The sequence below is a fragment of the Neolewinella aurantiaca genome, assembly GCF_008014675.1.
In the GTDB taxonomy this organism is placed as follows: Bacteria; Bacteroidota; Bacteroidia; order Chitinophagales; family Saprospiraceae; genus Neolewinella; species Neolewinella aurantiaca.
On record NZ_VOXD01000036.1, the window covers coordinates 17,221 to 31,827 of the forward strand.

The 14,607-nt window shown below is 51.9% G+C and carries 13 protein-coding genes; 11 read left to right on the top strand and 2 right to left on the bottom strand.

The window, feature by feature from the left end:
* Positions 1 to 7 precede the first annotated feature (7 nt).
* The 11 genes from FUA23_RS18645 to FUA23_RS18695 all read left to right on the top strand — a co-directional run bounded on the left by FUA23_RS18645 (position 8) and on the right by FUA23_RS18695 (position 12,131).
* Positions 8 to 1,306, top strand: a complete 1,299-nt coding sequence (locus FUA23_RS18645) for a YcaO-like family protein (protein ID WP_147932283.1) — start codon at positions 8 to 10, stop codon at positions 1,304 to 1,306.
* Positions 1,307 to 1,354: 48 nt separating this feature from the next.
* Positions 1,355 to 2,221 (top strand): SagB/ThcOx family dehydrogenase, encoded by an 867-nt coding sequence (locus FUA23_RS18650; RefSeq protein ID WP_147932284.1) that lies wholly within the window; start codon positions 1,355 to 1,357, stop codon positions 2,219 to 2,221.
* Entirely contained in the window at positions 2,206 to 3,081 is an 876-nt protein-coding gene (locus FUA23_RS18655; protein WP_147932285.1) for an ABC transporter ATP-binding protein, read from the top strand. The genes FUA23_RS18650 and FUA23_RS18655 overlap by 16 nt, the downstream gene beginning before the upstream one ends.
* Positions 3,078 to 3,794 (top strand): ABC transporter permease, encoded by a 717-nt coding sequence (locus FUA23_RS18660; protein ID WP_147932286.1) that lies wholly within the window; start codon positions 3,078 to 3,080, stop codon positions 3,792 to 3,794. The genes FUA23_RS18655 and FUA23_RS18660 overlap by 4 nt, the downstream gene beginning before the upstream one ends.
* Positions 3,794 to 4,285, top strand: a complete 492-nt coding sequence (locus FUA23_RS18665; RefSeq protein WP_147932287.1) for a hypothetical protein — start codon at positions 3,794 to 3,796, stop codon at positions 4,283 to 4,285. The genes FUA23_RS18660 and FUA23_RS18665 overlap by 1 nt, the downstream gene beginning before the upstream one ends.
* Before the next feature lie 201 nt (positions 4,286 to 4,486).
* Positions 4,487 to 5,287, top strand: a complete 801-nt coding sequence (locus FUA23_RS18670) for a tetratricopeptide repeat protein (RefSeq protein WP_147932288.1) — start codon at positions 4,487 to 4,489, stop codon at positions 5,285 to 5,287.
* A gap of 248 nt (positions 5,288 to 5,535) precedes the next feature.
* Positions 5,536 to 6,339 (top strand): hypothetical protein, encoded by an 804-nt coding sequence (locus tag FUA23_RS18675; protein WP_147932289.1) that lies wholly within the window; start codon positions 5,536 to 5,538, stop codon positions 6,337 to 6,339.
* 193 nt (positions 6,340 to 6,532) lie between these two features.
* Positions 6,533 to 7,300, top strand: a complete 768-nt coding sequence (locus tag FUA23_RS18680; protein WP_147932290.1) for a tetratricopeptide repeat protein — start codon at positions 6,533 to 6,535, stop codon at positions 7,298 to 7,300.
* A 150-nt stretch (positions 7,301 to 7,450) separates the two neighbouring features.
* Positions 7,451 to 8,239 (top strand): hypothetical protein, encoded by a 789-nt coding sequence (locus FUA23_RS18685; protein WP_147932291.1) that lies wholly within the window; start codon positions 7,451 to 7,453, stop codon positions 8,237 to 8,239.
* Between the two features lie 35 nt (positions 8,240 to 8,274).
* Positions 8,275 to 10,437 carry a TonB-dependent receptor plug domain-containing protein gene (locus FUA23_RS18690; protein WP_147932292.1) on the top strand — a complete coding sequence of 721 codons (2,163 nt, stop codon included), beginning with the start codon at positions 8,275 to 8,277 and terminating at the stop codon, positions 10,435 to 10,437.
* A 140-nt stretch (positions 10,438 to 10,577) separates the two neighbouring features.
* Positions 10,578 to 12,131, top strand: a complete 1,554-nt coding sequence (locus tag FUA23_RS18695) for a hypothetical protein (RefSeq protein ID WP_147932293.1) — start codon at positions 10,578 to 10,580, stop codon at positions 12,129 to 12,131.
* Between the two features lie 4 nt (positions 12,132 to 12,135).
* Here the strand turns inward: FUA23_RS18695 and FUA23_RS22440 are convergent, their stop codons facing one another.
* Both FUA23_RS22440 and trhO read right to left on the bottom strand, forming a co-directional pair.
* Positions 12,136 to 12,291 carry a hypothetical protein gene (locus tag FUA23_RS22440; RefSeq protein ID WP_187271127.1) on the bottom strand — a complete coding sequence of 52 codons (156 nt, stop codon included), beginning with the start codon at positions 12,289 to 12,291 and terminating at the stop codon, positions 12,136 to 12,138.
* Positions 12,292 to 13,167: 876 nt separating this feature from the next.
* Entirely contained in the window at positions 13,168 to 14,220 is a 1,053-nt protein-coding gene (gene trhO / locus FUA23_RS18700; protein WP_147932294.1) for an oxygen-dependent tRNA uridine(34) hydroxylase TrhO, read from the bottom strand.
* Between the last annotated feature and the right edge of the window lie 387 nt (positions 14,221 to 14,607).

Here is a 14,607-nt window from a genome sequence, read left to right on the forward strand (position 1 = left end):
CACGGTCATGTATAAGATAGATACCAACCACCTGCAGGCCGTTCGGATGGTCTCCCCCGAGACGGGGATCTTGTCGCACATCATGCGGATGTCCCGCCTCAATGAAGATCCCAAACTAATCAGCTACGGCATATGGCCGGGCGACACTGAGCCCCTGGGCGGAGAAAAATTCGGCGGCCGCAGTAGTGGCTGCGGTTGGGGAGACGAAGACGCGCTACTCGGAACCGTCGGTGAAACCCTGGAGCGTTACAGCTCCGCGTTTTACGACATTAAAATGGCTCGTTATTGCTCCTACAATGAGTTGCCCGATGGCGTCAACGTTCACCCTTCCGAATATGGTTTGTTTCACGAGAAGCAGCACGCCGATGAGCGCTTCAAACTGAAGCCCTTCGACGAAAACATCAAACGACACTGGTTTCAGTGTGTCGATCTCACCAACGGTGCTGAAGGCTGGATCCCCGGCGAGTTCATCTATATGCCCTTTACCGTAGGGCACGAGTGGATCACCCTCACTACCTCTACCGGCCTGGCTGCGCACACCAGTATGAGTAAGTGCCTGCTTACCGCGCTTTACGAAGGCATCGAACGCGATAGCTTCGTGATTACGTGGCTGCAAGGACTGGCTCCGCCCAAAATTGTCATCGACGCAGATATTCAGGCTTACCTCGATGAGCACATCCCCGCCAAGTACGAGTGGAACTTTATTGACATCACCTACGACGTAGGTGTTCCTACCGTGCTCGGTATTTGCATCGGGGAAGCAGAGTTTGGAGAGTTTGTAGCCGTTGGCTGTGCTACCCGGCCTACCCACGGGCAGGCTATCCGCAAAGCCATCAAGGAGATCAGCCAGGGAATCCCCTATTTCCGTTTCCTGCTGGGGCAGGAAAAAGACTGGACCCCGGACGACGACTACCACAAGATCCAGAATTTCGAGCAGCACTCCATCTTCTACACCAAGCGACGTGACCTCTGGCACGTATTTGATCGCTACCGCAACGCTCCTGAGGAGCGTAAGATCGACTTCAACCTGGAGACCGGCCGGACCGACAAAGAAGAGGTACGCCACGTGTTGCGTCAAATCAAGAACGCTGGCTGTAACGTGCTTTTCAAGGACACGACCACGCCCGACGTACGGCAGAGTGGCTTTTACACCGCCCGTGCTTTCGTGCCTCAATTCGTTCAGCTTGCGGGGGCATATCCTTTCTACTACAACGGCGCGCGCCGCCTCTACGAAGTACCCGCAAAAATGGGCTACCCGGTCCGCGACTACGATAACCTCGTAAAGTACCCACATCCCTTCCCGTAATGAAGGAGCGATCTCATCATCGGTCTTGAATTCACAATAAAAACTAATATGACTAACCTAAGAGAAATATTTCGGGAGGCGGATACCTCACCCTTTGGCGACGTAAACGTAGCTCAGTCGCTGGCAATGCTGTACCACGAAAATTCCAAATTTGACCGGTTCTCACAGCGCAAGCTTGGCGACAAAATCAACGCATTCTATTCGCCATACCTAACTAAGCGTTCCAGCCAACCTTATAAATGTTACCCCAACGCACCGCGTATCGACCTTTCTCCTTATAAGGACCTGGCACCGGAAGGGGCGAACTACTTCGATTTGCTGGCCAACCGGTCCAGTACGCGCAGCTACGACCCACGTTATAAGATTTCGATCCCGGAGCTGGCCGTGCTGCTACAGCAATCTTACGGTGTAACGCGTAAGCAGAAAATCGAAACTGAAGGCGTAGATGGCCACGTTGGTTTTCGGCAAATCCCATCGCCCGGAGGGCTCTATCCGCTGGAGATTTACGTCGTGAACCTCCGGTCTCAGTGCGAGCCCGGTTTATACCATTTTCGTCCAGACACCTGTGAGCTGGAATTCCTCAAGCCCGGAGACCACACCGAGCAACTGAGGAAAATGATCTACGCCGAGCCCTACATCAATCTCCCCGAAAGCGGATTGGTAGTACTCACCACCGGAATCATCGAGCGTATGGCCATCAAGTACGGTGAGCGTGGTTACCGTTTCATGCTTCACGAATCTGGCTTCGTGGCCATGACGATGTCTCTCATCGCCGAAAGTCTTGGCCTTGGCAGCTGTATGGTCGGCGGCTATAAAGACGACCAGATCAATGAGTTCCTCGGCGTCGACGGCGTCTTCGAAACGGTGCAAAACGTATTAATCATCGGAAAAAAACAGCCATGTCCTCTCCCGTAATTACCCTCACCGAGCTGGCTTTTCGCGTTGAAGATCGTGATATCCTGCGTGGTGTAAACCTTTCCATCGAGCGGGGCGAAACCTTCGCTCTGCTGGGGAGCAACGGAGCCGGAAAGTCGACCCTGTTGAGTATGATCAGCGGCAACCAGCGCCCCACAGAGGGCGAAGCGATCGTCTTCGGGCAAGCGCCGAAAACGGATAGCCGGGTAAGTATTCTCAGTGATGTCGTTCCGCTCTTCCCCATGCTCAAGGTGAAAGAGATTATCCAGTACTTCGACGCCTTCTACGGGCGTGCACCCAACGCCAATAACGAGTTGGTGGAGGTGCTGGAGCTCGGAACCATCTTCAATAAGCTTTTCCGTACGCTGTCTAAAGGACAGCGCAAACGGGTGGGGCTTTACCTGGCGCTGGCTTCCAAACCTGAATTGCTGATCATGGACGAGCCAACCTCCGATCTCGACCCCCTCATCCGGGAACAAATCTGGAAGCGCCTCCTCAATGATCCGGATATGACGGTGCTCTTTACCACCCACGATTGGGAAGAAGCCCGGGCTTACGCCGATCGCCTCACCTTCATTCACGACGGGGCATTATTGACCCAACCCGCTACCCCACAAGCTCTGCTGACCAGCCCCGAAGGCATCGGCGCCCGTAAACTGGTGATCCCGACCACGGCCGCTGATGAAGGGATGATTGCTGACCTGAGGCACGTTCGTCTCGAGGATGAATACCACATCTTCGCCGATGGACGTACCGAAGAGCTTGTTAGCCGCCTGAGCCGTGTGACGCTCAATTTCTCCGTCCTAGACAGCACGTTGCAGGACGCTTACCAGTACCTCATTAAAACGAAAACAGCATGATCCGCGCACTAGCAATTTCGGCCTGGTTTCAGACGGTGATTTTCGTCCGGTTACGCCAGGCAATGTTTTTTACCATCGTTTTTCCGGCCTTTCTATTTGTCGTTTTCGGGTTCATCTTCGGAACGCCCGGCGATACAGAATATTACCTCTTTCTGATGACAGGAGTAGCGGGAGCTACCGCCCTCAGCGATGGTCTCTTCGCCGTCGGGCCGGTTGTTCGTGAGTTTTACAACAACGGCTTCATCGGTTACGTAAGGCAGATGCCGCATCCTTCGGCTCATGTAGGAGGACTTTTTCTGAGCCGGTATATCGTGTTGTTCGTAGTTGTTTTGCTGTTGATGTTGATAAGCCTGCTGTTTTTTGGCGCAACACCAACCCCTGAAGCTACACTGCGCTTGCTGCTTGCCATAGCTGTCGGTTTTACTGCATTCTCAATTATCGGATTGGCAATTTCGTTTATCGGTGATCGGATGGACAACGGGAAGGGTTTCGGCAATGTGTTGTATTTCGTTGTGATTTTCACCAGTCCGGCTTTTTACCCCATCGACCTGATCAACCCGACAGTAGCCCGTTTTGGTGATTTCCTGCCGCTTACTCCAATACTGCATTTCGCGAGAAATGAAGCAGTGAACTGGTGGCCGCTGATTGTTTGGGGTGCCGTATCCCTGCCGGTGTACCTCTACAGTCTGAAAACCCGCCAAATCAAACGCTGATGTTCACGCCAATAAACTTCCTGATTGCCACCGCTACGATAGTCGTATTAATGCTGCTGCACGAAACAGCCCACTACGTATCGGCGCGGATGATGAACCTGCGGGTCATCGACTTCGGCTTGAAGATGCGCGGGGCTGTCCCTTACCCCTTCGTTGAGGTGGGCTGGACGCCCAATGCGCGCAAACGACTCATTTACCTGATGGCTGGTGTGGCTACGACCGCCAGTTTGTTCAGCTTGTCTCTGATCACATCCGCCAGTTGGCTCATCCCGGGGATCTACCTGGGCTTTGCGGGGCAGCTGGTGCTGGAAACGAATCCGGTGTTCTCCGATTTTGTCATCCTTCAGGGGATGAACTCAGGAAAGGGGAAAAGTGACAACGACCGCATGTTCACCGGGCCATGGTACGTTCACTTCGCCCTCTGGGTTTTGCTGATTGTACTGTTACTCTCTCCCCGCTTTCTGCCCGGGCTCCTGTTTGCCGGGGCCTGATGCAGGGCAAATTCTTCTGATCAGTCCTCGTCTGGCCTGGTCGTACGTGAATCGCTTCTTGGGCGATTACGCGGGTGCAAAGAAGGTTTTTCGAAAAGGCAAACAAACCATATTCATTCAATCTGAAAACCGAGCTCCTCCGGCATCCTGGCCTGGTGGTTAAAGGCTCTTCTATTTCATCAATCACCAAAATTGTTAGCCATGCGCTTCCTTTACCTGTCTGCGTTCCTGCTATTGGGCGCTCTGTTCAACTCCTGCGGAGACGATACTCCGCCACCCCGCCGGCCGCTGGCCGAAGTCGTTCGTCAAATACAGCCCAACGCTACTCTGGAGGGCATCGAACCACGCATTACTGCAGCGACCAACCGCGCGTTCATGCGCAAAAGTGCTTCGCCGCTCACCGACTTACGCGACGAAATCACCAGTGTGAAAGGAGCCGAGTACGAACGCCTCGTTTCTTACTGGGCGGCGTTTACCGATTTTCAGATTGGTGTGTTTGGAAACAGCCACAACGACGATGCCGGCGCAAAAGCAGCCCTCGATCGCGGAATTGCTCTGCTGGAAAGCGTAGAGCGTAAGAACGCCGAAGAACTCAGCCTGCTTGCTTTCCTGCAGGGTTTCAGTACCGAGTTCGCCTCCGATACCGAAGTGATCGGGATTTCGGATAAAGCACAGGCCAACATCGCAGCGGCGATGAAACTGAACCCCGACAATTTACGGACGCAGTACGTTCTTGGTTGCCTGGATTACTACACACCCAAAGAGTTTGGTGGTGGTAAGGTGGCGAAGATTCATCTCAGCCGGGCTACGAACCTGCCCGCCAACAGCATCGATAGTCCTTACCTGCCAAGTTGGGGTAAGGCCGAAGCTTACGAATTACTGGTGCGTCATTACACCGCTGAAGGCCAACTCGACGTAGCAGAGGCTACGCTTGAGGAAGGACTGGCACTGTACCCCGACGATCATCAGCTCAGCTTACTGGTAAGTGCAGATACCGAGTAGGCCAGTAAAGAGACGAGCAGACCGGCAGGATCTACTGGTTGTAAGGTCCCTCCGGCTACCTGCACCCAGGAATGTTCACCGGCCGAAAACCGGTTATTGAACCTGCGCCCTCGCCCGTATCTGGTGTGTCTTGCTTCTTCCCTTCGGGGAGGAGATAGCTTCTCAAAATTATTTACCGACAGTATTGCTTCCTCCGGCGAAGCCTGCTACCGCCATCTTTTAATTCACCCTTTTTAAATGCTCATATTATGAGAAATCTGTTCCTATTCCCCCTGCTGCTGGGGTTTTTGCTCGCGTTTACCTCGTGCGGCGAAGACAATGCTGCATCCGTTCAGCCACCTCTGGCAAGTGTTGTTGAAGAATTGCCACCCAACGCTACGCTGGAAGGTATTGAGGCAAAAATCACTAAGGCCACCAATGAAAGCTTTTTCAACGTCGACGCAGCTCCTCTGGCGAGACTGCACGAAGAAATCAACGCCGTGGCTACGCCTGGGTACGATCGTCTGGTCGCCTACTGGTCTGCCTACAACGACTTTCAGACCGCCATCTTTCATATGAAGAACGAAGAGCCTGCTGAAAGTGAGCGTACCGTTCGTCGGGGCATCGATGCTCTGGCTGCGATTGAAGGTAAAAACGCCGAAGAGTTAACGCTCCAGGCTTTCCTGCAGGGCTTCGCGATCCAGTTCAATACCGGCATGGCAACTGCTCGTGCGGCTAACGAAGCCATGGCCAGCATCGAAGCTGCCCGTGAACTGAACCCAGACAATCTGCGGACACAATACGTACTTGGTAGTCTCGATTTCTACACTCCCGCTGAATACGGAGGTGGTAAGAAAGCCGAAGGCTTCCTCGTGAAAGCCATCGACCTGCCCGTGCAAACCGTAGCGAGCAGCTACCTGCCAAGCTGGGGTAAAGCCGAAGCTTACGAACTGCTTGTACGCCACTACAAAGCTGCCGCTGACGAAGCAGTCGCTAGTCGCTACCTCAAAGAAGGACTTAGCCAGTACCCCGATAACTACCAACTCAGCGCGCTTAACACCGCCGGAGAGTAAAGACGTTTTTCAGCACCCAAACGAACATGATTTCACACCTCCGATGAGCATTTTCCACGTAGGCAAAGCCTGACAGAAATGATGCATCGGAGGTGGAAATCAACCGTTCCGAACGATTTCCGCTCTGCTCTTTCAGCGGGCTGGAGAGGACGCCGACTTCAAGTAAAACATTACCTAAATAAAAACTACAACCATGAAATTTTCTCACTTCTTCCTGTCATTCATGTTACTGGGCCTGCTGTCCGGGCAGCTTTCTGCAAACGATACTACCCCACCCGATGAGGTACTGAAAAACGTAGAGCAGCGCATCAACACAGCCATGAGCTATGCTTTCATGAAGCGCAGCATAAGTTTCCTGACCGATCTCCGCGCTGAAATAGCAGCGGTGGAGGCACCGGATCAGCGCCGCCTGGCGGCTTACTGGACAGCTTACACTGATTTCCAGATTACGATTTACCAGCTGAAAAGCCGCAAAGCGGAAGAGGCTGTTGCTACCCTGAACAACGCCGTGGCGGCCGTGGAAGCCATGGATTCAAAAAACGCTGAAGAACTGACATTGCTCGCTTACCTGCAGGACTTTGCTGTCCAGTTCGTTGCTCCGGAAGAGCGCGAAGCACTATCGAAGGCTGCAAGCAAAAACGTAATGGACGCATTGAAGCTTGACGGCTCAAACTTGCGCGCCAACTATGTGTACGGCCGGCAAATGTTCTACGACGGCGCCACCGATGAGGTGGAAACCATCCTGAAGAAAGCCATCAGCCTTCCTGCTAACCCGGGTAATGATGATACCCAGCCGGGCTGGGGTAAAGCTGATACGTACGAACTGCTGGTGCAGTACTACCTCAAACAGGGGCGGAATGCTGATGCCAAAACGACCCTCGATGCAGGACTTAAAGCCTACCCTGACAACTATCAACTGAGTGTGTTGGTGCCGGAGGTTGAAAAGTCCGGCAAGAAGTAGGAAGTCAGGTTGCGGGCCATTCGTTGCCAGGGAAGTTAAAAAGCAGGAAGCAGCGCTTCCCGTTTGCCCCCGGCTTTTACAAACCAACATTACCTCCGGCGGCAACGATGTGCCCGCCCTCTTTCTCTAATAGATTTAAAACCTTTCACCATGAAAATTTTGTACCTGGTGGTGGTCTTGCTGTTCGGCATCCCGGCGGCGAATTACACCTCTAAGATTCTGACCAGCCACTACGGCGAAAAGACAGCCGTACAGCCCGAAAATATACTGCTGGGTGTTGAAAAACGCATCAGTACCGCCATGACCCGCTCTTTCATGCGCCGCTCGCTTGCGCCACTGACTGCGATCCGAAAGGAAATCAGTCAGGTTGAGAGCCCCGAACAGCAGCAACTGGTAACCTACTGGTTGGCACACACCGATTTTCAGATCGCGGTTTACTACCTGACGGCTAAAGACATGAAAGCCTGCGAGACCGTAATCAAAAGAGGGATCAGCCTCCTGGAAGGGGTGAAGAACAAGAACTCGGAAGAGTTGGCTTTGCTGGCCTACCTCCAAGGGTTCAGTATCCAATTCAGTAAAGGTCTGGGCGCAGCGAAAATATCCAAAAGGGCCAATGCCAATTCGAGCAACGCCGCCAAGCTCGATGCGGAGAATCTGCGCGCGCACTACGTGATGGGGAGTCTCAATTTTTACACACCAAAAGCTTACGGGGGAGGTAAGAAAGTCGAGGAACATCTGACCCGGGCCATTTCATTGCCCGCCAACAAACTTGGTAATCCTTACCTGCCAGGGTGGGGTAAAGCAGAAGCTTACGAGTTGCTGGTTCGTCATTACCGGAACACCTCGCGGGAAGACGAAGCTGAAATACTCCTTAGCGAAGGCCTTGAGCTTTTTCCCGACAACTACCTCCTCAACTCTCTGGCCGCCAAAGGGAAGTAAACCTCGCTTTTTATTCACCAGCAAAACATCAAATCATGATCTCACGCTACCGCATTCTTTTTTTCGTGCTGGTGCTGGCTATGGCTGGCAGCGTCGGTGCTCAAACGTCCTCCGGCACCATAACCTCGGACGGAACCCCCATCTTCGGCGCTGCAGTGTACTGGGCTTCTCAACCAACCGGTGGTACCTTCTCGGGGGGTGGGGGAGTGTTTACGCTTAAACTCCCTGAAGGGGACTTTCCCGATACCCTCAAGGTGGAATACTTAGGTTTTGCGCCATCCAAAACCGTTTTTACCGAAGCTCCTACGGAGGACATCGCGGTTTCGCTGGAGACCTCCGCGATCGCTATCGCGGAGATTGCTGTAACCGCAAACCGAACGGCGGGGCAGGTCTTTGCACCGGAGCAACTCCAGCAACTCGACATTTACCTGAGCCCCAACAGTTCTGCAGATCCACTCAAAGCGGTACAGAACGTAGCGGGAGCTACGATCACCGATGAAACGGCTAACCCTGTGTTACGGGGCAGTGGCGCGGGGCGGAACCGGGTGTTGTTCAACGGGGTGCCGATTCGTAATCCCGTCCGTAATTCCACCATCAACGGGTTGGGCTATTTCAGCATCTTCAGTCCCGAATTTGTGGACAGACTGGATGTTTACCCCAGTACCCCCCCACTATCGCGTGCTGCTACGGCAGGAGGGTTGATTGATATCCATTCGGTTAATAAACTGGAGGCAGAACAGAATCAGGTCAGCTTGTCGCTCGCTTCGGTAGGAGGGTATTTTTCGCGCGCCATCAAGGGTGACGATGAGCATTTTGTTCAGGTTTACCTGAACCACCAGTTGTCCGGACCTTTCAAGGCGGCGAATGGTAACCGGTTTGACTTTCTGGAGGACTTTCATAATACGAACGTAGGCGTAAACTATCACCGTCCGTTAGGTAAGCACGCCCAGGTGAATGTGTTTTCGTCGGCGATGAAGGAAGGGAGTGAAGTTTTTGCCCCTTTCCTGAACTACGAAGGCACTGCAGTAAACAGCACCCGCCGTTGGTTCAACGTGGTCAACTTTCGCTACTTCAAGGGGCGCACTGCTATCAGTTTCAACAGCGGGACAAATTTTAATTCTCCGTATTATAAGTTCGGAAATATCGAGGCTGACTACAGTGAGACGAACTTGCACCACGCATTGTACGTCGACCATTACGCGACTGATCGTCTGACGCTGCGGGCCGGTGTGTCAGCAGAGTACCATGATTATTCCTTTACCAACACTTACCCCCAGCGTTACTATGCCTTCAGACCGGAACACCCTACGGCAAACAATGATACCAGTATCAACCTGTGGCATCCGGAGCTGATTCTTTACGCAGACTGGGAAGTGGCCGATAACCTGCAATTTGGAGCCGGCATCAGAAAAAATATTGCGATAGGCCCTGATGCCCGGTCTTACCTGGCCCGGCAGATCAGCCTTCGGTATGAGCCCCATCCCTCACACATGTTCTCTCTGGGGGGCGGGCGTTACAACGATTTTTTCACACCTAACGTAAACGTTCAGTCTTTTGAATTGCTGACCAGTACCCAATATGCACTGGAGTATACCTGGACCGCCGCTTCTAACTTCTCACTCTCTGCCGCGGTGTACCATAAGCAGGAAGAAGGGCTGGTAGATTTGAATCAGCCCGAAATCGGAGAGATTCAGATTTGGGGTGCAGAATTAGGTTTGAAGGGCAAAGCAGGTAAGAGGTTCAGCTATTTCCTGAACGTCACCCACCTCGATAAAAAGATCGATCTGGGAGAACAGCCGGTACCGGCGAGAGACGACCTCGATTACCTCGCAACCGGAGGAATGCAATACCTCCATGAAAAACTTGGCGCGTTCAGCATCACGGTGAACGCCAGACCGGGCTTGCGCTATACTTCAATTACCGGTGGAGTTTTTGAAGAGGACTTCGGTGTCTACCGTCCTGTTTATTCTCCGCAATCAAACGGAGAGCGATTGGATGACTACCGCCGGATCAGTTTCGGATATAGCCGGAGCTTCAAGCTTGGCCGGGACCTGAATTTTCTGGGCTTCCTCAACCTGTCTAACCTCGAGGGGCGGCAGAACGAGCAGACTCTTTACTACGATGAAAGCTACCAAACCGAAACCCTTAATTATTTTCCCGGCCTTTCCCTCTATTTTGGAGGCATAATCAGCTGGTAATGTCTCTGTTTTCACTGCTTTCCTGCCGTGTTGCGGAGAGGCTGGTTGTGACACATTCGTAATGTTTTACTATCTTGGTTGCCCTGCTGGTTCTTCGCCAGTAGGGCTCTTTGTTTTCGGTCTCACAAATCTGTTTTTCTTTGAAAAATATCCAGGAACTTATACGGCTCACGGAATCTATGTCAGCTTCGGCAGACTTGCGAAGCAGAAAGAAGAATGATAACAAAACGGGTAAGCTCTACCGGGCTATACTCAGGTACAGCGAGGCGGACGAAGATGAGATAGTGCGCAAAGTGTACGGAAAGAAGGCTGACGCCAGCCTGCCTGCCTACCGTAAATTGAAAACGCGCCTTCGGAATATCCTGGTGGACATTTTGCTGGATACCGGTGCTTCAGACAAGCCAAATTATACGAATTACGTAGAAACCTACCGAAGCCTTCAGCGGCAATACGCTTCGGCTCAGGTACTGATCAGTAAACGCGCGTACCAGAACAGTGCGCGGATCCTGGAAAAAGTATATCGGATCGCCCTGGATAACTCGATGACCGAGCTGCTCTACCAGAGCAGTCAGTTGTTGGCAGGGATTTACCTGGGAATGATTGCCAACAACCGAAAATTTGAATTCTATACCCAGGCGGCCGCCAAACACCGACAGGAGTTTGTGGATCTGGGGCTGGCCACTGAGTGCTATTATCATTTCAAGTCGTTGCTCTATAACCGGACCTTGCCGATGGAGGAAATCGGCAAAATCGCCACCGATAAGGCTGCAGAAATGTCTGAGGTCTTTGAGCGCAACCATAATCTGCACAACATTGCCATTAAGTACCACGACTTAATCTGCTTTGGCCATTACCTGAGCGGGAACTTTGAAGCTTCCTTCAAGTATGCGGTAGCTGCCGAGCAACACCTGCTTGAGCTTGTAGATAAGACATCCAGGAAGCTGTACCCCTCACGGTTGATGCAGTTGAGGTCTCTGGGATTCTTAAACCGGGTAGTGGAAGGCGAAGAACTGCTTAACCGTTTGTTTGAAGATACCCAGATATATTCGGTTGACTGGATCAACCTCGTTGAAGAAGAGCTTCTGTTTTTTGTCCGTTGCAAAAAATACCAAAAGGCGTTTGATGCCGCAATTAAAATTGACAGGAGAAGACTCAGGAATAAACTCTCAAATGAGAACAAGCAGATATGGGAGGTTATTGATGCTACTATCTACCTGTTGATTATCTGCGGTAGAATAGAATTACCCGCAACGGACAACAGGTTCCGGAATTTTCGGGTGATCCGGTTCCTGAATAGCGTCCCTACTTACTCAAAAGAAAAGTGGGGAATGAACGTACAGATCCTGGCAATCCATACGATGTTGTTGATTCTTCAGAAAAAATACGATCAGGTGATTGATAGGGTAGAGGCGCTTGAAAAATACTGTAGCAGGCACCTCCGCAACAACGAACGGTTGCGAGGGAATTGTTTCATCAAAATGCTTACTAGTGTGGTGAAGGGTAACTTCCACAAAGTGGCAGCCGAGCGCAATGCCAGCAAGTACGTAAAACGCTTGCAAGGTACTCAGTCGAGTAATCTTGATCAGGCTGCGAATATTGAAATAATCCCTTATGAAATTCTATGGGAAATGCTTCTTGAAAACCTGGATCAAAAGATCCATATAGTTCGTGTCCGGACACAGTCTTCAGCTTAGTATTCTACAGGTGAATATCTTCGTTTACTACGTGGCCAAGTGCGTCCCACTGTTCGGCAGCCCAGTCTGAAGCAACGGCAACCCAGTTGGCAATACTGCCGTAGATTGTTTCGAGGTAAGCGATGGTGTCGGGGGTGAGTTGGTCGAGGATGGTATCCATAATGCGGTGGTTTTGTTGTTTTGCTATGCTGTAAAATTGAGGCTAAAAAACCTCTTTCCCTTTGACACGATCCTGAAAAACGTCTTATGGTGTATAAATCAAATGCGCCTCTTTTTGTTATTGTTTTAACTGATTGTCAGTTATTTATGTGGGCGTGTTCTCCTTTTCATCAGACAAGTTTGTGGCGTATCAGGCTTGTGAGAGCATTTGTAGGGATAATTTAGGTAGGCCGGTGGAGCTTTTCTGTAACGCCGGGCCGCTAATAATTATTTATTCACTGCCAGGGCCTGAATTGAGGGCAGGCTGCTTATTTGGCAAGATTGTCATGGGGTGTTTTCAGGGGAGAAACCAACCTCTGTTTTCTAACTGAAGACGATGTCGGTGAAGTGAATTGGGAAGCACAAAAAACGATCTGTCAACCTTGGTCTGAACTGGTTGAAATGTGCTCATTACCGGGGTAAGCGGAAGGTGGTTGATTGTACCTTTCCGGAAAGAATAAATTAATGATGTAGTACCGCTGAGGGTGCTCTGTTTTTGTACCCGTTATTATCATTTATGGGTTCCGAAACGGAAATATATTTTGGGGTACAGGGTATATCTGAACCTGCTCAGGTCGGGCAGAGTCGTCGGGAAGGTCGCAAAATGCTTATAAGTAAATACTGGTGGCTGTGTGCTGCGTGGAAGTCTGACTGGTAGCTTCTCTGGTTCCGCTCGGAGGCCGGTGTCCGGTAATCCATGCAGTCGTGCCTGCGGCACGGCTTGAACGTGGAGGATTCACGGGGCACGAGCGAGGCCGGGGAGGAATCCCCGCGTCTCGTATACTGATCTGTTGGTGATGCCAGGATGGCTTTAACCGGACCTGCCTGAAGGGGCCGTTTAATCTAGTTTCGCCTGTCCTTTTGCGAGCATTGAAGCTTTCAGAGCCTTGCCGTACTTCTGTCCGTTGAACTGAGTCGTGATCTTCAGTTTGGCCTGCTCATCTTCGGGCAACTCGATAAACTCTTTACACTGTGTGGAGCAGCAGTCGTTGAAGGCTTCAGCGCACTCTTCACACTGAACGAAAAGAATGTGGCAGGCTTCGTTAGCGCAGTCAAGTTGACGGTCAGATGGTTTGCCGCACTGGTGACAGTGAGCTACTACGTGTTCGCTGATCCGTTCGCCGAGGCGCTCGTCAAAGACAAAGTTCTTGCCGAAGTACTTATTCTCCAGGCCCAGTGCTTCGCACTGGCGGGCGTACTCAATGATGCCGCCGTCTACCATGCAAACGTTCTCGAAGCCGCGGTGAAGGTAGTAAGCGCTGGCTTTTTCGCAACGGATACCACCGGTACAGTACATCACTATCGGCTTATCTTTTTTATCGGCGAGCATGTCCTCCACTACGGGTAGGAGGTCGCGGAAGTTGGTGATGTCGGGGCGAATTGCACCTTCGAAGTAGCCTACCTCGCTCTCGTAATGATTGCGCATGTCTACAACGATGGTATCGTCCTGGTTCAGTAGTTCGTTGACCTCCTTCGCGTTGAGGTGGCGCCCACGTTTGGTGACGTCGAAGGTCTCGTCTTCCAGTCCATCGGCCACGATCTTCGGCCGAACTTTTATCTTCAATTTAAGGAAGGATTCCGCTTCCGCTTCGATCGCGATGTTAAGGCGCATTCCGTCCATGAAATCAACGGCGTAAAGCATTTCTTTGAAGGCTTCAAATTTTGAAGCAGGTACAGATACCTGGCCGTTGATGCCTTCGGTAGCGATATAAACCCGCCCGAAAACGTCGAGTTGGCTCCACTGTACGTAGCATTGATTGCGGAAGTGCTCCGGATCGGGGATGTGCGCGTAGCGGTAGAAAGAAAAGGTTACACGCGGCTCCGTTTCCGCCTCGAGGCGGGCACGTAGTTCTTCGGGACTGAGGAGGTTGCGTAGTTTGCGCGTAGACATAACACTATTAATTTCGGAAGCGGCAAAATTACGGAAAATCCTGATGGCTTGTCAAGTGTCTTCGTAAATGTGACGTGAGCCAAACGTATGCACAGTTTGACGACGAGATGCCAGCCCTCCGCTTTCTGCCCGGCGAAGCCAGCCTCATTGATTGCTGGCGGTGTACATCCCGTAATTCAATGATCCGCCAGGGAAAGGTAAAAGAAAGGCGCTGGCCTTCCCGTTGAGCCGGGCCGCTGGGTACGGGAAAGGGCATCTCTCCTCGTCTCGCAGGCAAAGAAGACAGTTTGCCAGGCTTACCAGGCCTGATCGCTCTGGTATGCCCAGGTGAAGCGTTTATTGCACCTGCGGTCGCGCCCGGTTACCGTATTTACTCCATAACAGCCT